Consider the following 17,855-nt stretch of genomic DNA (forward strand, 5'->3'; position numbering starts at 1 on the left):
CGGTGCCCCTGATTCCCATGCCATGCTTCCAGAATGTGTCTAGTTGTGTCGAAAAATGTGACGTATTGCGCAGAAAATCATAGCGAATGGCGCTGGAGGGCCGGCGCATGGCCAGTGCGGTTTTGCACGGTTCCACGGCTACAGTTGTGACCATGAACCTGCTCGACGCCATGCGCTACCTCGCGGCACTTGCCCAGCACCGCCACTTCGGCCGTGCCGCCGAGGCGTGCCACATCACGCAGCCGGCGCTCTCCAACGCGGTGCGCGCTCTGGAGCAGGAGTTCGGCGTGACGGTGGTGCGCCGCGGGCGCCAGTACGAGGGGCTGACGCCGGAGGGCGAGCGTGTGCTCGCCAGCGCGCACCGGATGCTCCACGAGCGCGAGGCGTTGCGCCAGGAGCTGAGCGCCTCGGTCGCCGACCCGGGCGGGCCGCTGGTGATCGCCTGCGTGCCGACGGCGGTGCCGGTGGTGGCGCGGCTGGCGGCGCGGCTGCGCGAGCGCCACCCGGGCATCCGGCCCTCGGTGCGCTCGCTGAGTTCGGCCGAGATCGAGACCGGGCTGGAGCAGCTCTCGTTCGACCTCGCGCTCGGCTACGCCGACCGCGCCCGCGCCCGCGCCGTCAAGGCGCAGGTGGTGGCGACCTACGGCGAGCGCTATGTGCTGCTGCGCCGCCGCGCGCCGGGCACGGACCCCGAGGCGCCGGTCGAGCCGATGCGCTGGGCGGACGCGGCGCGGCTCGACCTGTGCATGCTGACCCGCGAGATGCACAACCGCCACATCGTGGACGAGGCGTTTGCGCAGGCGGGGGCGGTGGTGCGGCCGGTGATCGAGACGAACTCGGTGCTGACGCTGATGCTGGCGGTGCTGGACGGCGAGGGCGGTGGGGCCGCGGGTGGGGCGGGCGGCGGGCTGTGCAGCGTGATGCCCGGCGTGCTGGCCGAGCTGGCGCGGCAGTACCCGGCGCTGGAGCTGGTGCCGCTGGTCGAGCCGGACCTGAGGGTGGTGATGGGGCTGCTGCTGCCGCAGGGCGGGCGGCTGTCACTGGCGCAGCAGGCGGCGACGACGCTGGCGAGCGAGGCGCCCTGGTGGCGCGGGGTGGTCGGGCCGGCGGATGCTGCGGCGCATCATTCAACCGCTGTATCGGGCGGTTCGAACACGTGATTGGACAGGGGCGAAGGGTGGGGCGATAGTGCGGCATGACCGCCACCCTCGACCTTCCCTCGACCCTTCCATTGACGGCGTCCCAGCAGCAGGCGGTGGACGCCGTGCTGGCCGAGCGCGCGGCGCTGCCCGGTGCGCTGCTGCCGGTGCTGCACGGTGTGCAGGACACGCTGGGCTTCATTCCACCCGCGGCGCTGCCGGTGATCGCGCGGGCGTTGAGCCTGTCGCGCGCCGAGGTCCACGGCGTCGTCACCTATTACCACCACTTCCGCACGACGCCGCCACGCGGTCGGGTCGTGCAGGTGTGCCGTGCCGAGGCGTGCCGCGCGATGGGCGCCGAGGCATTGATGGCGCACGCGCGTACGGCGATCGACGCGGCTGGCTGTGACACGCTCGAAGCGGCGTACTGCCTCGGCCTGTGCGCGCAGTCGCCGGCCGTGATGGTCGGCGAGCGGCTGCACGCGCGGATGACACCGGCCAAGCTGGACGCACTGCTCGCCCAGGGAGAAGGCGCATGAGCACCACATTGACCCTGTACGTTCCCCGCGACAGCGCGGCACTGGCCGTCGGCGCCGACGCGGTGGCCGACGCGCTGCACGCCCAGGCGCTGGCGCATGGCGTGGCGCTGAACCTGGTGCGCAACGGCTCGCGCGGTCTGCTGTGGCTTGAGACGCTGGTCGAGGTGGCCACGCCCGCAGGCCGGGTCGCTTACGGGCCGGTGGCGCCGGAGGACGTGGCGGCGCTGTGGCCGGCGCTTGTCGCGGAGGCGGCTGACGCCGGAGGCCCCCCTCCCGGCCTCCCCCCGCTGGGGGGAGGAGAAAGAGCACAAGAGCCAAGGTTGGCCCAGGGTGAGCCGGTCTTGCTCCCTCCCCCAGCGGGGGAGGGCTGGGGTGGGGGCTCCCCGCGTCGCCACGGCCTGACCGAGCAGATCCCCTACCTGGCCAAGCAGCAGCGCCTGACCTTCGCCCGCGTCGGCGTGACCGATCCGCTGTCGCTGGGCGACTACGCGGCCCACGGCGGCTGGGCGGGGCTGCAGGCGGCCGCAGCGCGGGACGGCGCGGCCATCGTGGACGAGGTGACCCGCTCCGGCCTGCGGGGACGCGGCGGGGCGGCGTTTCCGGCGGGCATCAAATGGAAGACGGTCGCGGGCGCGGCGGCGTCGGCGGGGGCGTGCAAATACGTCGTCTGCAACGCCGACGAGGGCGACTCCGGCACCTTCGCTGACCGGATGCTGATGGAAGGCGACCCCTACCTGCTCATCGAAGGCATGGCGATCGCCGCGCTGGCGGTGGGGGCGACCGAGGGCTATGTCTACGTGCGCTCCGAGTACCCGCACGCGGTCGCCACGCTGACCGAGGCGGTGGCGCGCGCGACGGCCGCGGGCTGGATCGGCGACGACGTGTGCGGCTCGGGCCGGGCCTTCCACCTGCACGTGCGCATGGGCGCCGGCTCCTACGTCTGCGGCGAGGAAACCGCGATGCTGGAGAGCCTGGAGGGCAAGCGCGGCATCGTGCGCGCCAAGCCGCCGCTGCCGGCGCTCGAAGGCTTGTTCGGCCAGCCGACCGTCATCAACAACGTGCTGACCTTTGCCGCCGTGCCGACCATCTTGGCGCAAGGGGCCGAGTTCTACCGGGGCTACGGCGTCGGGCGCTCCACGGGCACGCTGCCGTTCCAGATCGCCGGCAACGTGCAGCGGGGCGGGCTGGTCGAGCGGGCCTTCGGGCTGACTTTGCGCGAGCTGCTGTTCGACTTCGGCGGCGGCACCGCCTCGGGCCGGCCGGTGAAGGCCGTGCAGGTCGGCGGGCCGCTCGGCACCTACGTGCCCGAGTCGCAGTGGGACGTGCCGCTCGACTACGAAGCCTATGCCGCCATCGGCGCCGTGGTCGGCCACGGCGGGCTGGTGGTCCACGACGACACCGCCGACATGGCGGGGCTGGCGCGCTACGCGATGGAGTTCTGTGCGCTGGAGTCGTGCGGGAAATGCACGCCGTGCCGCATCGGCTCGACACGCGGCGTCGAGGTGATCGACCGCATCACGCTGAACCGCGACAAACCCGTGGTCCGCGAGCAGCAGGTGACGCTGCTGCGCGACCTGTGCGAGACGATGGTCGGCGGCAGCCTGTGCGCGATGGGCGGCATGACGCCGTTCCCGGTGCTGTCGGCGCTGAACCACTACCCGGCGGACTTCGGTCTGTGAGGCGAAGGAGACATTGATGAACCACCCGCATCCTCATCCGATCATCCCGATCAAGGCGCTCAAGGTCCAGGAAATCGACTTCGGCACCCCCGTCAGCCGCCTCGGCGCCGACGCCGAGCCGGTCACGCTGACCATCGACGGCTTCGAGGTCACGGTCCCCAAGGGCACCTCGCTGATGCGTGCCGCCGTGGACGCCGGCATCCAGGTGCCCAAGCTCTGCGCGACCGATGCGCTGGAGCCGTTCGGCTCGTGCCGGCTGTGTCTGGTGGAGATCGACGGCCGGCGCGGCACGCCCGCGTCCTGCACCACGCCCGCCGAAGCCGGCATGAACGTGCGCACCCAGAGCCCGACGCTGCAGAAGCTGCGCAAGGGCGTGATGGAGCTGTACATCAGCGACCACCCGCTCGACTGCCTGACCTGCGCGGCCAATGGCGACTGCGAGCTGCAGGACATGGCCGGCGTGGTCGGCCTGCGCAACGTGCGCTACGGCGTCGGCGAGACGCCGGTGGCGGGCATCACCGGCCGCCACCACCTGCACCTCGCCCACGCCAAGGACGAATCGAACCCGTATTTCACCTACGACCCGTCGAAGTGCATCGTCTGCAACCGCTGCGTGCGCGCCTGCGAGGAGGTGCAGGGCACGTTCGCGCTGACCATCTCGGGCCGCGGCTTCGAGTCGCGTGTGTCGCCGGGCATGGACGAGCCGTTCATGCAGAGCGAGTGCGTCTCCTGCGGCGCCTGCGTGCAGGCCTGCCCGACCGCGACGCTGACCGAGAAGAGCGTGATCGAGCTGGGCCAGCCCGAGCACAGCGTCATCACCACCTGCGCCTACTGCGGCGTCGGCTGCAGCTTCAAGGCCGAGATGAAGGGCACGCAGGTCGTGCGCATGACGCCGTGGAAGGACGGCAAGGCCAACGAAGGACATAGCTGCATCAAGGGCCGTTTCGCCTGGGGCTACGCGACGCACAAGGACCGCCTGACCAAGCCGATGGTGCGCGACAAGATCACCGACCCGTGGCGCGAGGTGAGCTGGGACGAGGCGCTGGCGCACGCGGCCGGCGAGTTCCGCCGCATCCAGGGTACCTACGGCCGGGATGCGGTCGGCGGCATCACGTCGAGCCGCTGCACCAATGAGGAAACCTACCTCGTGCAGAAGCTGATCCGCGCTGCGTTCGGGACGAACAACGTCGACACCTGCGCCCGCGTCTGCCACAGCCCGACCGGCTACGGCCTCGGCCAGACCTACGGCACCTCCGCCGGCACGCAGACCTTCAAGTCGGTCGAGCACACCGACGTGGTCATGGTCATCGGCGCGAACCCGAGCGAAGGCCACCCGGTGTTTGCTTCGCGTCTCAAGAAGCGGCTGCGCCAGGGCGCGCGTCTGATCGTCGTCGATCCGCGCCGCATCGACCTCGTGGACGCGCCGCACGTCAAGGCCGACCACCACCTGCAACTGAAACCCGGCACCAACGTCGCCGTCATCACCGCGCTGGCGCATGTCGTCGTCACCGAAGGACTGGTGAACGAGGCGTATGTGGCCGAACGCTGCGACCCGAAGAGCTTCCAGCAATGGCGCGAGTTCGTGTCGAAGCCGGAGAACTCGCCCGAGGCGATGGCCGAGGTCAGCGGCGTGCCAGCCGAGGTCGTGCGCGGCGCGGCGCGGCTCTACGCGGGCGGCGGACGCGGCGGCAACAGCGCGATCTTCTACGGCCTCGGCGTCACCGAGCACGCCCAGGGCTCGACGATGGTGATCGGCATCGCCAACCTCGCGATGGCCTGCGGCATGGTCGGGCGCGAAGGCGTGGGCGTGAACCCGCTGCGTGGGCAGAACAACGTGCAGGGCTCCTGCGACATGGGCAGCTTCCCGCACGAGCTGCCCGGCTATCGCCACATCAGCGACACGACGGTGCGCGCCCAGTTCGACGCCGCCTGGGGCGTGACGCTGAACCCGGAGCCGGGGCTGCGCATCCCGAACATGCTGGACGCCGCGCTCGACGGCAGCTTCAAGGCGCTCTACGTGCAGGGCGAAGACCCGGCGCAGTCCGATCCGAACACGCAGCATGTCGCGGCGGCGCTCTCGGCGATGGAATGTGTCGTCGTGCAGGACATCTTCCTGAACGAGACCGCCAAGTACGCGCACGTCTTCCTGCCGGGCGCCTCGTTCCTGGAGAAGGACGGCACCTTCACCAACGCCGAGCGCCGCATCAGCCGGGTGCGCCAGGTGATGCCGCCGCTGTCGGGCAAGGCGGACTGGGAGGTGACGCAGGCGTTTGCCAACGCGCTCGGCTACCCGATGCACTACACGCATCCGTCGCAGATCATGGACGAGATCGCGGCGCTCACCCCCAGCTTCGCCGGCGTGAGCTTCGAGAAGATCGAGCGACTCGGCAGCGTGCAGTGGCCGTGCAACGAGACCACCGACGAGGCCGGCACGTCGATCATGCACGTCGGCGGCTTCGTGCGCGGCAAGGGCCGCTTCCTGCCGACGCAGTACGTGGCGAGCGAGGAGAAGGTGACGCGGCGCTTCCCGCTGATCCTGACCACCGGGCGCGTGCTGAGCCAGTACAACGTCGGCGCACAGACCCGCCGCACCGAGAACAGCCGCTGGCACGAGGAGGACCGGCTGGAGATCCACCCGCATGACGCCGAGGAGCGCGGCGTGCAGGACGGCGACTGGGTCGGCATCGCCAGCCGGGCGGGCGAGACGGTGCTGCGGGCGGACGTGACCGAGCGGGTGCAGCCGGGTGTGGTCTACACGACCTTCCATTTCCCCGAGTCCGGCGCCAACGTCATCACCACGGATTCGAGCGACTGGGCGACCAACTGCCCCGAGTACAAGGTGACGGCGGTGCAGGTCAGCCGGGTCACGCAGCTCCGTCCGATGAGCGCGTGGCAGCGCGGCTTTGCCGAGTTCAGCCAGACGCAGGAAGCCCTGCTCGCCCAGGCCAGCCCTGTGCAGCCGGAGGCCACGCGATGACCGCGCACAGCCATGGTCCCGACCAGACCGTCGTGCGGCTGGCGAACCGCATCGGCGAGTTCTTTGCCGTTTTCCCAGACCGCGAGGAGGCGATCGAGGGTGTCGCCAGCCACATCCGCAAGTTCTGGGAGCCGCGGATGCGGCGCCAGCTGTACGCCCATCTCGACGGCCCTGCTGCCGGGGCCGGGCTGAGCGAGCTGGTGCTGGCCACAGTCAAGGCACGTCGGGCGCTGCTGATGCCGGAGCCCTGACCGGGCGCTCTGCGGTGGTTAGGGGCGTGCGATGGCGACACTGCTGCGCAGGTTGTCGCCAGCCCTGTAGGTCATGGCCGTGCCACTGAGTTGAGTCACCGCAAAGGTCAGCCCGGCCGTGCTGAGCGGCAGGTTGACGCTGCGCAGCACGCAGGTGCCGGTGGCACTGGTCGTGCAGGCCACGAGGTTGGTCCGGTTCGAGAACTGGCCGGTCACCTTCACGCTCTTCTGCGGCAGTCCGTCTTCGTTGTGCACGGTGATGGTGACCCCGGCGCTCCAGGTGCTGCGCGTCACGGCCTTGCCGAGCGGACTGAGCTGGGCGATGTGCACGTCCCAGGGCGTCGGGAAGTTGATCAGCCGGCCGGCGCCCGCGAACAGCAGCTTGTTGGGCGAGCCTCGGGGGTCGGTGACCACGGCGGTGCTTGCCTGGTAGAGCATCTGGCTGCTCACCTGTGCGGCGGTGAGTTTCGGCCGCTGCTGCAGCAGCAAGGCCGCTGCACCGGCGACATGCGGTGCGGACATCGAGGTGCCGCTCTTGAACGACCAGCCGTTCGGATCGGTGTGCGAAGCGGACCGGATCGCGCTTCCGGGGGCAAACAGGTCCACGCATCGGCCGAAGTTCGAGAAGCTTGCGCGGGCGTCGTTGGGCGTGGTGGCAGCCACGGTCAGCGCACTGGGCGCACGCGCCGGGGAGGCGCTGCAGGCGTCGGTGTTGCTGTTGCCCGCGGACACGACCATGGTGAACCCGGCATTGGCCAGGCGGGCCACCGCCTCGTCGACGGCCGGGGATGCCGCGCTCCCCAGACTCATGTTGACCACTGCTGGTCGCTTGCCGTTGGCCAGGATCCAGTCCAGACCCTGGATGACGCCGCTGAGGCTGCCGCTGCCGTTGCAGTTCAGCACCCGCACGGGCACCAGCGTGGCTCCCGGGGCCACACCGGCTGTCGTGCCGGCCGCCGTGCCGGCGACGTGGGTGCCATGTCCGTTGCAGTCCCGGGTGCCGTATCTGTCCTGAATGACGCTGTAGCCCTGCTGTGCCAGGCGGGTGCCGAAGTCCTGGTGTGGATCGATGCCGGTGTCGACGATGTAGACATGCACGCCGCTGCCGTCCAGGCTGTTGCGGAACATGTCGTTCAGCGGCAGCTTCAGCTGGTCGATGCGGTCGAGACCCCAGGTCTGCTGGTTCAGCGTCCGGGTGCGCACCACGGGCGTGATGTGGGTGGTGGCGATGCGGTCGTGTTCGATGCGCACGACGGCGGGATCGTTCTGCAGCCGCTGCAGGAAGTCCGCGGCGTCCTGGGCCGGGACTGTGGCGGCGAATCCTGGCAGGGCATGGGCGAAGACACGGTGGGCGCGCGCAGAGGTCGAGGCGCCCATCAGGCGTGCCGTCAGCGCCTGTACGCCGCGCTCCGCCTGTGCCCGAGGTGAATCGGCACCGAGTGCGCGGGCGCGTGCCTGTGTGTGCTCGGCCACGACCGCCGCATTGAGCGTCACGATGACATGCACGTTCTCGGCAGCTGGACCAGGTTGAACGGCCTCCAGGGCCTGTCGCTCGGCGGCAGTGTTGGGGGCTTCCAGTTCCAGGGGCGTCGAATCGGCGGTGTCTGGTGCGCTGCCATCGTCTGCGCCACCACATGACACCAGCAGGAGGGCGGTGGCGACGATCGTCGCCGGCCGGCGCAGTGTTCGGGCTTGTTGCATGGTCGATTTGTCCGTTGGGGTACCGGTAGTGGCCTGTGGCGTGCCAGCTGGGGTGTCCAAGGGGTTGTCGATCGCTGCAAAAGAAAGTGAAACCCGGTCTTTTCATTTTGATGCGCAGGGCCATGCATGCGTGAAATCGTGCGCGTACATATCGTGCGCCGGACGCCTTGGCGCTCAGGTTCCCGAAATTTCGGCCGACGGCCCCGCTTACTATTCAGGCCCTCACTTCTCCCAGACCATGCTCCATCGGCCAGACTTCTCCAGCGCGATACCCTCTGCGAATCTGCCGACATCGGCCGGGGTGCGCAGGTTGGTCAGTGTGGTCGGCGCCCCCATCGATGCGATTTCCTGGGACGAGACCTGCGCGGAAATCAGCCGCTGGGCGCAGCGGCGCGAGAGCCGCTATGTCTGCATCTGCAATGTGCATTCCGTCGTCACGGCCCAGCAGGATCCGGATTTCCACGACGTGATCGAACAGGCCGACATGGCCACACCGGATGGTGCGCCGGTCGCCTGGATGATGCGCCGCCTGGGGTTTCGCGACCAGACGCGCATCAACGGTCCCGATCTGATGCTCCGCTACTGCGCCATGGCCGCACAGCGTGACGAGCGCATCTTCCTGTACGGCAACACCCCGCAGACGCTGGACTTGCTCCAGCAGCGTCTGCGCAAGGATTTCCCCGCCCTGCAGATCGCGGGCAGCTACTCGCCCCCGTTCCGCGTCCTGACGCCGGAAGAGGATGCCGATGTGGTGCGGCGGATCAATGCGTCAGGGGCCGGAACGGTCTGGGTCAGTCTGGGTTGTCCGAAACAGGAGCGCTGGATGGCCGCGCACCGCGGGCAGGTGCAGGCCGTGATGGTGGGGGTGGGGGCCGCCTTTGACTACCACGCGGGTACCTTGCAGCGCGCACCGTTGTGGATGCAGCGCCATGGACTGGAGTGGCTGCACCGCTTCTGGTCCGAGCCGCGCCGACTCGGCCCCCGCTACCTGGTCACCAACACCCAGTTCCTGGTGCAGGCTGTCAAGCAGCTGATGCGCCGCTGACGCATGGTGACGCCGGGGTCGTCCGAAGCCGCGCAGGCGCGTCTTGCGCCGCGTCAGCGCGCGGAGGTGCTCGGCGTACTCGTCGACGTGCTGGACTGGACGACCGCCGTCGAGCGCATCTGCGACTGGGCGGAGCGGCGCGAGTCGCGTTATGTCTCCATCTGCGATGCCCATTCGATCGTGTGCGCCACCCGCGATGTGCAGCATGGCCACCACATCGCGAATGCCGACATGGTCACGCCGGACGGGTGGCCGGTGGCCGCCATGTTGCGCCGATTGGGCCATCCGCAGCAGGAGCGCATCAACGGGCCGGACCTGATGACGCGGCTGCTCGTCGAGGCCGAGTCACGCGGTCTGGGGGTCTATGTCTATGGCACGACCGATCAGACGCTGGCCGCCTTGAAGGCTGCGTTGAGCCTGCGCTATCCGGCACTGCGCATTGTCGGGCTGCACTCGCCTCCGTTCCGCCCGCTCAGCCCGGAAGAGGATGCTGCCGACATCGCGCGGATCCATGCCTCGGGTGCGCATCTGGTGATGACGGGACTTGGCTGTCCCAAGGAAGACCGCTGGATGTTCGAGCACCGCGGTCGGATCCAGGCGGTGATGCTGGGCATCGGGGCGGGCATCGATTTCCATGCAGGCACTGTCGCCCGAGCGCCGGCCTGGATGCGCGACCATGGTTTCGAGTGGCTGTTTCGCCTGACACAGGAGCCGCGTCGGCTCTGGAGGCGCTACCTCGTCCACAACACCCTGTTTGTGGTGGGTGCCGTGAGGCAGTTTGCACGGCATGCACAGGTCCGCAGGCACCGGGATGGCCCCCGCTGCGATTAAGCTTTCTCCTGAACGCAAACGTCGACAAAAGGGGTTTAAAAACATGCAGTTCCAGCGAATTCAGCAAGTCGAGCCATGGCTTGGCCGATCGGAACTCGAGGCACTCAACGCCTGTATCGAGCGGAACTGGCTGACAGAAGGGCCTGCTGCTTCCGCCTTCCGGCAGAGCCTGAGTCAGCTGACAGGATCCAACCACATCGCGCTGGCCCCCAACGGCACGCTCGGCCTGTTTCTGGCCCTGCTGGCGCTGGACCTGCCCCGTGGCAGCGAAATCATCATCCCGGGGTTCACCTTCATGGCGTCCGCGAGTGCGGCGGTGTTCGCGGGACTCAAGCCCGTCCTGATCGACGTGGACCCGAATACCTTCACCGCGCGGCCCGAGGCCTTCGAGCGCGCCATCACGCCCCGCACGTCGGCACTGATGCCGGTGCACATCTATGGCCAGGCCGCCTACGCGGCGGAGATCGCCGCCGTGGGCCGACGCCACGGTCTGGTGGTCATCGAGGACGCGGCGCAGGCCTGCGGCGTGCGTTACCGCGGCCAGCATGCGGGCACCTTCGGTGATGTCGGGGTCATCTCCTTCTTCGCGGACAAGACCATCACGATGGGCGAGGGGGCTGCCGTGCTGTCGCGTGAGCAGATGCTGGCGCGGCGCATCAGCCTGTTGCGCAACCAGGGACGTGAATCGAGTGGTTCGTTCGTGCACGAAACGCTGGGCATGAACTTTCGTGTCACCGACTTGCAATGCGCTGTCGGGCAGTCGCAGATGGCCCGACTCCCCCAGGTGAAGGCCGACCGGCTGCGCCGCTACGCCCTGTTCCAGGAAGGGCTGACCGGCCTGGAGCAACTGCGGTTCATGAAGGTGGACCCGAACTCGGAGTTCATCCCGTTTCGTTTTCCGATCCTGTGTCCGCGCATGCCGGAACTGCGCGATGCGCTGGAACTGGCGGGCGTGCAGACCCGCTCCATGTTCTACCCGCTGCACCGCCAGCCCTGTCTCAAGGGGCTGATCGACCCTGTGGACCTTCCGATCTGCGACACGCTGTACGGCGAAGGCCTGTGTCTGCCGATCCACCAGGGCGTGCAGGACAGCGATGTGCACCATGTGATCGAGGTGATTCGCAACACCTTGTCGCGCAAGTCCGTGGTCAGCTGAAATAGTTCTCGCCTTGGCCCGGGAAATGGAAACAACCCGTGTTCCGGGGGGCTGCAAGCCATGACCAACGCGGCACAGTGTTCGGGTTGTTCATCGCAACCGACCTCCGGCTGATGCCCACCGGTGTCTGGTGCTCCGCCCCGCTTCGCTGCCTACCTCAAGACATGGACCGACCTCAGCACATTCTGGTCACTGGTGCCGCTGGCTATATCGGGTCGGCATTGGTGCGGGCTTTGCTGGCGCGCGGTCACCGCGTCACGGCCGTCGACAACATGAGTTTCGGGGACCAGGGTCTGGCCGATCTGCGTCAGCACAACCGACTGCACATCCGCCCGCTCGATACCCGTGCGTTGCACCGAGGGCACCTCACCGGGATGCAGGCGGTTGTCGATCTGGCGGGGCTGTCCAGTGAACTGGCGGCGGAGTCGGATCCCATCGGTGCGGACGCAGTCAATCACCGCGCACAGGTGCGCCTGGCGCAACTCGCACGCAGTTGTGGGGTGCCTCGCTATCTGCTCATCAGCAGTTGCAGCGTCTACGGCCACACGGCCGATGTGGAATCGACGGAAACCTCGCCGGTGCGTCCGCTCACGCACCAGGCCCAGCACTGTCTGATGGCGGAGGCGGCCGTGCTGCCGCTGGCCCGTGAGGGATTCGCCCCCTTGGTCCTGCGGCTCGGTCTGGTCCATGGCAGCGGGTCGCGGATGCGCCTGGATCTGATGGTCCATGCCATGGTGCTCAGTGCAATACGGCTGGGCCGGATCACACTGGACAACCACGGCGTGCAATGTCGCGGGCACCTGCACCTGAGCGATGCCGTGTCAGGCATCCTGGCCGCACTGCACGCTCCGATCCCGGCGGTGAGTCGGCAGATCTTCAACATCAGCCACCATTCGGTCAATGCCAGCGCAGTGGCCGAGGTGGTGCGTGGTGCACTGGGTGGCGCGGTACTGACCTTGCCGGAAGGCGGAACTCCGGATCTCCACCACCACCGGCCCAGCTACCGCAAGGCCCAGGAACTGCTGGGTTTTCAACCTGAAGTTGGTTTGCAGGCAGGGGTGCGAGAGCTGATCGACGCACTGGATCCCGGGGTCCTGGGCGAGTCGGCGGAGGTGCGCACGATGCGCTGGATCCATGAAGTGCTGGCCCAAGGCCGGGAGGCGAGGGCGGCGATCGAGCGCACCGCCGGGTTCAGTCGGCCAGCACCAGTGTGGCCGCGTTTCGGTGGCAGTCTCACCTTGCAGTGAACTCGGCTTGCTCTGCCGAGCACGTTCCGGCGCCATGTTGACTGGACATCAGGCGTCACCGGCGTACGGGCCGTACGAGTAAAAGCGCGCCATGATTTTCCCGAGATGGCCGTAAAGTCGGCACAGATGCCGCACATGCCGTGCATCTCCCCGCAGATACAGTGCGGCGACGGTGGCCAGTGACACCACCGATGCCACCAATCCGCGCAGAGCAAATGTGGTGTAGGGCAATCGGTGGCCGAGACGGGCCTCCAGTCGAACGTAAGTGCGTCCGCCCATGAACGCCCTGTGCAGGATCCAGGTCGGTTCCATGCGCTGGGCAGGAACCGACTCATGGACGATGGCCTCGTCACACCAGACCAGTTTCCTGCCTTGAGACTGCGCTGTGGCGAAAAACAGGCTGTCCTCTCCGCCTGTGCGCGCGAACTCGGTGGAAAAGCGATGCCCTCCTGCCAGCATGCTGCGGCGTAGCGCCACGTTGCCGGTGCGTGCTTCGCGCCATGGCAAGACCGTGCCCGATGGAAATCGCTGCCGGTCATGGACACCAGACGCGAGCGCCCAGGGTGTCGGGGGGATCTCGAACGAAGGCAGAACCGGACCAAACACGGCATCCGCCTGTGTCCGGTCCGTGCACGCCAGCAGTTCGACAAGCCAGTCCGGCTTGACAAACTCGTCGTCGTCGAAGAAAGCCAGCATCTCTCCCGCCGCACTCTCCAGACATCTGTTGCGGGCGTGACTCACGCCGGGTGTCGGTTCGTTGACATAGCGAAGAGACCGTATTTCGGTGGTGAACGCGCGGAATGAATCCACCACGGTCGAGGCAGAGCCGGATGCGTCATTGTCGACGACCAGCAGTTCAAGGGTGCAGCCGGACGGAATCTGCAACGCAAACGCGGATTCCAGTGCACGTCGCAGTCCGTCCGGTCGTCTGAAAGTACAGATGCAAACGGAGATCAGGCGAGTATGAGGTGCCATGGGCATGAAATTCGAGACCGCTGTCAGCCTGCTAGAACTGCGGGCGGAGTTTTGCTTGTTGGAATTGTTTCAGTGGTGGCCTGTGCAGACGCAGGCGATTGCTGACCTCGATGATGGAGCAGGTCATGATGATCCACCACATGTTGGTGCCTTGAATCAGGGAAGATTCAGCATAGTTGTTGACCAGAAAGCTGATCATGATTGCGATGTGAAGCAGGAAATGGCTCTTCAGCCCCGCCGAGTAGAGCCCTGCACAGCGGTAGACATGAAACACCATCACGACGGCGAAGAGCAGCATGCCGACGGCGCCGATTTCATTCATGGCGTCAATGTAGCCACTGTGTGCTTGCGTCGGTGGGCCCCAGTCCAGTCGCCGACCCAGTGCACCGGCTGCGCCATCCAGCCCCACCCAGAAGCCGCCGAAACCCGTTCCAAACCAGGGGTGATGGACGATTTCTGCACCCATCAGCTGCCAGAGCTGGATACGGCCTGTCAAGGTGGAAGACTTGTCCATGCTGGTGAAGACCAGTTCGATCATGGCATCGAACGGAAGTTTTCCATGAAGAACAGAATAGACCAGCAAAGCCACTGCAGCTGCCAATGTGCCTGCAAGCAATATCAGTCTGGCTGCGATGTTCTTGCTGAAGAATCCATAAACGATCAGGACGAAGAATGTGGAGAAAATGAATGCCAGCAAGCTGGTGGCACTTTTTGAAAGGTATAGCAGCGCGAGAGCGATGAACAATAGCGGTACATTCAGTTTTAGATTGTTTCGATTCAATGTGTTGTTGAGGAAGACAACCGAGCAGAGGAGCATGAATTGCCCCCAGGTATTCTTGTGAGAGGTATAGGCTCGCAGTGCGCCGTCCGAGTCGAATGCCATCTCTGGGAGCGCCAGTGCCATCGCCACTCCGCACAGCATAAAGAATGCGATAGGCTTGTCCAGCAGGCTGGCAAAGGATCTGCCTTGCAAGGAAAGTTTGGCTGAAATGAGTGCGATCAACAATAGACCGACGAGCAGCATGTATCGCTTGAAAGAACTCAAACGGTAGTCGGACCAGGCAATCGTGATGAACAGGAACGTGTACAGCAGCAGCAGTTCTGGTGGGATATTCAGCTTGGGCGAATCCGGATCCTTGCGCGAGCGGAGAAGGATGATGAAACACAAAACGTAGAGAAGTCCCCACGTCAGTTGTTTGTACAGACTGCCCCCGCCGTCTGGATCGTTTCCACCAAAAGGCAGCAGCGCAATTCCAAAAATATACAGAAACAGCCATTTCTGGGGGTTCATGACACCCCAGGGCAAAAACAGGCCCAGGAACATGGCCAGCAGAATGGCCACGGAAAAATAGGGCCCCAGGCCGGCAATGATCTGGAAAACTAGCTGGAAACTTGGCATCTCAGTGTCCGCATGTGGTGTCGGCTGCGCTGGATCAGGGCGATCTGGAAAATTTCCAGAAAGATGAGTGCCAACACGATGGATTCGGAATGATGGGTCATGCTGGCAAGCAGCATCGCCACCACCGTGGCAGCCAGTGTGACAACACCGATCCGACTCAGATCCTTGAACCCGTTGTCCCCGGTCATGAGTGTGGCCGCATAGATGCCCTTGATGAAGGCTAAACCTGTCTGTGCAGTCCACAGCAAATTCAGGACACGAAGATTGGCGTATTTTTCACCAAAAAAATGATGCACCAGATCACCAGAGACGCCGATCATGACAGCGACACTTGCCGACAGCGCTGCTGCGCCGATGACAGACTTTCTCACCGTCGAGTCCAGCACGTCGTGTCTGTTCTCGGCGGCCCATTGGGACAGGCGTGATCGCATCAGATTGAACCACGCCGCTCCGAGCAGTGCGATGGGCATTGACAGCAGGCGTGCCACGGAAATATCCGCCACTTCTGCCTTGCTGAAGCTGATCGCCGCAAGATAGGGGTAGGTGTTGCTGGTCAGGAATGTCACAAGCGAACCGAGTGCGGCCCAGCGGCCACATGCCCAGTATTCACCCAACAGTTGTCGAGTGTCGGGCTTCGAGGCCGTGTCGATCGGAGCAGGGTCTGAATTGGCGACTGGAATGTCTTTCGACATGGGATTCAACAGACGCGGTACGCTGACGAGGGCGCTGCAGGCCCCAATGGCCAGCAACACGCCCGCAGCGGAGACTGTGTCCGTCTGAACCATCAGAAAAATGATGCCAAGCAGCAAGCAACCATATACCAGGTTGCTGTTCAGCGCTGCGGTTGGATCATGCCGAGAGTAGTGGTAGACCCGTGTGTTGTCTTTTGCGACCGAGCCCGTGATGCAGACGGCGAAGCCGATGCCTGCAGCAGTCGTCAACAGTGGATCATCTGACCATGCTTCATAAGCTGCGTAAGCCAACCCAGCAAGGATTGCGGCTCCTGCGGCGAAGACCAGAGTCCCTTTGGTGAATATCTCGACAACGCCGATCTGGTGAAGCCCTTGTTTGCGCGTGTGCAAGGTGGTGTACGGGGCCGCCAGAAGTGCGCCGCCGATCCCTTGAAAGAACAGGCACGTGTTGAACAGCAGAACGTAGAGTCCGAACTCGCTTTTTTCCAGTTCCTTGACGAAGATGAGCGAAATCAGGAGACTGATGCCGCTCAGCCATGCCTGATCAAATATCGATACCCCAATCTTGGCAATTTTCTGCCAATGGATTGCCATGCAGCTTACCTGGTCAGACCTGCCAGACGAAGCCGATCCCCGGGTGAGAGTGATGACATCATCTCTGAAACGAAATTCAATTGAGCATCAAATGCTCTGGGTAGATTGGGATCTACGCTCGACACGCGAAACAGAAGACCGTCGGCAATCTGCCCCTCCATCGCATACTGAATCTCTTTCAGTTTTTTGTCCGTGCCTGACCGCACGGCGTGGTTGCCGATGGTTGTCCAGTAGGTGACAGGTTCGATGCGTTGGGACTGGTATGTGGTCTTGAGTTGCTTGGCTGGTATGGTGCCAAACGGCGTGTCGATTGTTGTGGGCGCACTGGATACGACTTGAAACCCTTGTGCGGGATAGCATATCTCCGGAAGATGTACCTGAAAAGAATCGTTCTGGTTCTTTCCGTAGGCAATCGACAGCATGATGCGATAGCCTTGATCAGAGATATAGGTGCGACTGACCTGCTCGGAATACAGTTCGTCCAGCAGCTGTTGTTGTTGCGGATTGACGATGCCGCTGGAAATTTCCTGCTGCTGCCAGCGGCCAAATTGACCGGGAATGATCTGGTTTAGTGTTTTCCCGCCTCGTGTATCGGAAAAGTGTTGTGTCGGTTTCAGATGGTTGGCAGAAGCTGCCGTGAGAGACATCAGCACTGCGGCGACGATGGCGGTGAGGGAGCGTTTGTTCATGGTGTTGGCCTGACCTGTATGCGGGTTCGTATGCGGGTTCAGTTGTCGTCCGTGCGATGAGGCAGAATCATCCGCAGCAAACCATCACAAGCGATGATCAGCATCAGCGCAGCCATGAACAGCACCATGCCCGCAAATCCGTGCAAAAAGCCTTGGCCAGCTTCATCACCAAAATGGTAAGTGATCAAGGTGAGTACTATCACGCGAATCACGTTGGCGATGAAGCTGATGGGTACGATGAGAATGGCCAGCGCGATATTGCGGATGGCCGATTGGTGGCGAATGAGATTGAGATAAAGCAGCCCGAGTGCTTCGAGCGTGAACAATGTGTTGAGTCCTGCACAAGCATCTGCCACGAGCAACTGGTATTGACCAATCTGCAAGATCACGCCACTTCGGCTGATAGGGTAGCCTACGTGGTAGAGAGTAAATTCAGCGACATAGGAAACTGCCATCTTCATGGGTTGCGTGAGTGCGTCGACAAACACGCCTGGCAACGGAATCATGAAGACCATGAAAAACAGGGAGAACCACATCAGACGCACTGCCTGGAAACCGCTCAACAGCATCAGCATGCCGGCGATGACGAAGACAATGGAGCCGACTTCAAATATCAGGATGTCCTGCGACCTGCCGACAAGATAGAGCAGAAGTCCAAAAACCAGACTGCTCCACCCTGCCAGTGGTTGGGGCTGGATGGAGAGGGCGTTCAGGGCAACACGGTTCTTCCACAGTAGCCAGATGGAAATGGCCAGCACGATGGGCCCGTGACCTTGCTGATCACCCGCCCATAATCCATGGAAAAGGTCCCAGAAGGTCAGGCCGTACATGGCCAGCAATCCTGCGATGGCAACTAGCCACGGCACGTTGTTGGCCAAGGTGTCCTCAGGGTGGAGGCTTCCCGCTGGTTTTTGTGTGTAGGTCAAGTCCATGTCCAAGAC

General features: G+C 64.7%; 15 protein-coding genes. 9 read left to right on the top strand and 6 right to left on the bottom strand.

The genetic code is table 11. From position 1 onward, the window contains the following. The first annotated feature begins 152 nt into the window (after nucleotides 1-152). The 5 genes from U5O44_RS17665 to U5O44_RS17685 are packed head-to-tail and all read left to right on the top strand — an operon-like array spanning nucleotide 153 to nucleotide 6,585. Entirely contained in the window at nucleotides 153-1,160 is a 1,008-nt protein-coding gene (locus U5O44_RS17665; protein ID WP_322589711.1) for a LysR family transcriptional regulator, read from the top strand. Nucleotides 1,161-1,195: 35 nt separating this feature from the next. After that, nucleotides 1,196-1,678, top strand: a complete 483-nt coding sequence (locus tag U5O44_RS17670) for an NAD(P)H-dependent oxidoreductase subunit E (RefSeq protein WP_322589712.1) — start codon at nucleotides 1,196-1,198, stop codon at nucleotides 1,676-1,678. Beyond that, on the top strand, nucleotides 1,675-3,357 hold the full coding sequence (locus U5O44_RS17675; RefSeq protein WP_322589713.1) for an NADH-ubiquinone oxidoreductase-F iron-sulfur binding region domain-containing protein: 1,683 nt from the start codon (nucleotides 1,675-1,677) through the stop codon (nucleotides 3,355-3,357). Before U5O44_RS17670 ends, U5O44_RS17675 begins: the two co-directional genes overlap by 4 nt. Before the next feature lie 16 nt (nucleotides 3,358-3,373). Beyond that, complete coding sequence (gene fdhF, locus U5O44_RS17680) at nucleotides 3,374-6,334, top strand: formate dehydrogenase subunit alpha (RefSeq protein WP_322589714.1); 2,961 nt, start codon at nucleotides 3,374-3,376, stop codon at nucleotides 6,332-6,334. Then, nucleotides 6,331-6,585 (top strand): formate dehydrogenase subunit delta, encoded by a 255-nt coding sequence (locus tag U5O44_RS17685; protein WP_322589715.1) that lies wholly within the window; start codon nucleotides 6,331-6,333, stop codon nucleotides 6,583-6,585. Before fdhF ends, U5O44_RS17685 begins: the two co-directional genes overlap by 4 nt. 18 nt (nucleotides 6,586-6,603) lie before the next feature. On the opposite strand, the gene U5O44_RS17690 is transcribed toward U5O44_RS17685, so the two are convergent. Next, a complete protein-coding gene (locus U5O44_RS17690; RefSeq protein ID WP_322589716.1) occupies nucleotides 6,604-8,286 on the bottom strand; it encodes a S8 family peptidase in 1,683 nt (560 codons plus the stop codon). 238 nt (nucleotides 8,287-8,524) lie between these two features. Here U5O44_RS17690 and U5O44_RS17695 point away from each other — a divergent pair, with 238 nt between their 5' ends. From U5O44_RS17695 to U5O44_RS17710, 4 genes are read left to right on the top strand one after another with little or no spacing between them, the layout of a single operon-like run. Then, nucleotides 8,525-9,331 carry a WecB/TagA/CpsF family glycosyltransferase gene (locus U5O44_RS17695; protein WP_322589717.1) on the top strand — a complete coding sequence of 269 codons (807 nt, stop codon included), beginning with the start codon at nucleotides 8,525-8,527 and terminating at the stop codon, nucleotides 9,329-9,331. Nucleotides 9,332-9,334: 3 nt separating this feature from the next. After that, nucleotides 9,335-10,162 carry a WecB/TagA/CpsF family glycosyltransferase gene (locus U5O44_RS17700; protein ID WP_322589718.1) on the top strand — a complete coding sequence of 276 codons (828 nt, stop codon included), beginning with the start codon at nucleotides 9,335-9,337 and terminating at the stop codon, nucleotides 10,160-10,162. Further along, nucleotides 10,143-11,318, top strand: coding sequence for a DegT/DnrJ/EryC1/StrS family aminotransferase (locus tag U5O44_RS17705; RefSeq protein WP_322589719.1), 1,176 nt, complete (start codon nucleotides 10,143-10,145; stop codon nucleotides 11,316-11,318). The genes U5O44_RS17700 and U5O44_RS17705 overlap by 20 nt, the downstream gene beginning before the upstream one ends. 38 nt (nucleotides 11,319-11,356) lie before the next feature. Then, nucleotides 11,357-12,565 carry an NAD-dependent epimerase/dehydratase family protein gene (locus U5O44_RS17710; protein WP_322589720.1) on the top strand — a complete coding sequence of 403 codons (1,209 nt, stop codon included), beginning with the start codon at nucleotides 11,357-11,359 and terminating at the stop codon, nucleotides 12,563-12,565. A gap of 48 nt (nucleotides 12,566-12,613) precedes the next feature. Here U5O44_RS17710 and U5O44_RS17715 read toward each other — a convergent pair whose 3' ends face one another. Genes U5O44_RS17715 through xrtB form a run of 5 tightly spaced genes read right to left on the bottom strand, consistent with a single transcriptional unit; the run spans nucleotide 12,614 to nucleotide 17,846 of the window. Next, a complete protein-coding gene (locus U5O44_RS17715) occupies nucleotides 12,614-13,546 on the bottom strand; it encodes a glycosyltransferase family 2 protein (RefSeq protein WP_322589721.1) in 933 nt (310 codons plus the stop codon). A 25-nt stretch (nucleotides 13,547-13,571) separates the two neighbouring features. Continuing rightward, nucleotides 13,572-14,939, bottom strand: coding sequence for an O-antigen ligase family protein (locus tag U5O44_RS17720; protein ID WP_322589722.1), 1,368 nt, complete (start codon nucleotides 14,937-14,939; stop codon nucleotides 13,572-13,574). Next, the gene (locus U5O44_RS17725) at nucleotides 14,921-16,225 is read right to left on the bottom strand and encodes a polysaccharide biosynthesis protein (RefSeq protein ID WP_322589723.1); all 1,305 of its coding nucleotides are present in this window, start codon (nucleotides 16,223-16,225) and stop codon (nucleotides 14,921-14,923) included. Before U5O44_RS17725 ends, U5O44_RS17720 begins: the two co-directional genes overlap by 19 nt. A gap of 5 nt (nucleotides 16,226-16,230) precedes the next feature. Continuing rightward, nucleotides 16,231-16,914 carry an exosortase-associated protein EpsI, B-type gene (epsI, locus tag U5O44_RS17730; RefSeq protein WP_322589724.1) on the bottom strand — a complete coding sequence of 228 codons (684 nt, stop codon included), beginning with the start codon at nucleotides 16,912-16,914 and terminating at the stop codon, nucleotides 16,231-16,233. Nucleotides 16,915-16,952: 38 nt separating this feature from the next. Beyond that, nucleotides 16,953-17,846, bottom strand: coding sequence for an exosortase B (gene xrtB / locus U5O44_RS17735; protein ID WP_322589725.1), 894 nt, complete (start codon nucleotides 17,844-17,846; stop codon nucleotides 16,953-16,955). Nucleotides 17,847-17,855 lie beyond the last annotated feature (9 nt).

The sequence above is a fragment of the Sphaerotilus sp. genome, from assembly GCF_034519685.1.
Classification (GTDB): domain Bacteria; phylum Pseudomonadota; class Gammaproteobacteria; order Burkholderiales; family Burkholderiaceae_C; genus Sphaerotilus.

Excerpts from the sequence above, each read along its gene's own strand:
- U5O44_RS17690 (WP_322589716.1), bottom strand. The coding sequence starts at position 8,286 with ATGCAACAAGCCCGAACACTGCGCCGGCCGGCGACGATCGTCGCCACC.
- U5O44_RS17685 (WP_322589715.1), top strand. The coding sequence starts at position 6,331 with ATGACCGCGCACAGCCATGGTCCCGACCAGACCGTCGTGCGGCTGGCG.
- U5O44_RS17715 (WP_322589721.1), bottom strand. The coding sequence starts at position 13,546 with ATGCCCATGGCACCTCATACTCGCCTGATCTCCGTTTGCATCTGTACT.
- epsI (WP_322589724.1), bottom strand. The coding sequence starts at position 16,914 with ATGAACAAACGCTCCCTCACCGCCATCGTCGCCGCAGTGCTGATGTCT.
- U5O44_RS17705 (WP_322589719.1), top strand. The coding sequence starts at position 10,143 with ATGGCCCCCGCTGCGATTAAGCTTTCTCCTGAACGCAAACGTCGACAA.
- U5O44_RS17720 (WP_322589722.1), bottom strand. The coding sequence starts at position 14,939 with ATGCCAAGTTTCCAGCTAGTTTTCCAGATCATTGCCGGCCTGGGGCCC.
- U5O44_RS17695 (WP_322589717.1), top strand. The coding sequence starts at position 8,525 with ATGCTCCATCGGCCAGACTTCTCCAGCGCGATACCCTCTGCGAATCTG.
- xrtB (WP_322589725.1), bottom strand. The coding sequence starts at position 17,846 with ATGGACTTGACCTACACACAAAAACCAGCGGGAAGCCTCCACCCTGAG.
- U5O44_RS17670 (WP_322589712.1), top strand. The coding sequence starts at position 1,196 with ATGACCGCCACCCTCGACCTTCCCTCGACCCTTCCATTGACGGCGTCC.
- fdhF (WP_322589714.1), top strand. The coding sequence starts at position 3,374 with ATGAACCACCCGCATCCTCATCCGATCATCCCGATCAAGGCGCTCAAG.
- U5O44_RS17725 (WP_322589723.1), bottom strand. The coding sequence starts at position 16,225 with ATGGCAATCCATTGGCAGAAAATTGCCAAGATTGGGGTATCGATATTT.
- U5O44_RS17665 (WP_322589711.1), top strand. The coding sequence starts at position 153 with ATGAACCTGCTCGACGCCATGCGCTACCTCGCGGCACTTGCCCAGCAC.
- U5O44_RS17700 (WP_322589718.1), top strand. The coding sequence starts at position 9,335 with ATGGTGACGCCGGGGTCGTCCGAAGCCGCGCAGGCGCGTCTTGCGCCG.
- U5O44_RS17675 (WP_322589713.1), top strand. The coding sequence starts at position 1,675 with ATGAGCACCACATTGACCCTGTACGTTCCCCGCGACAGCGCGGCACTG.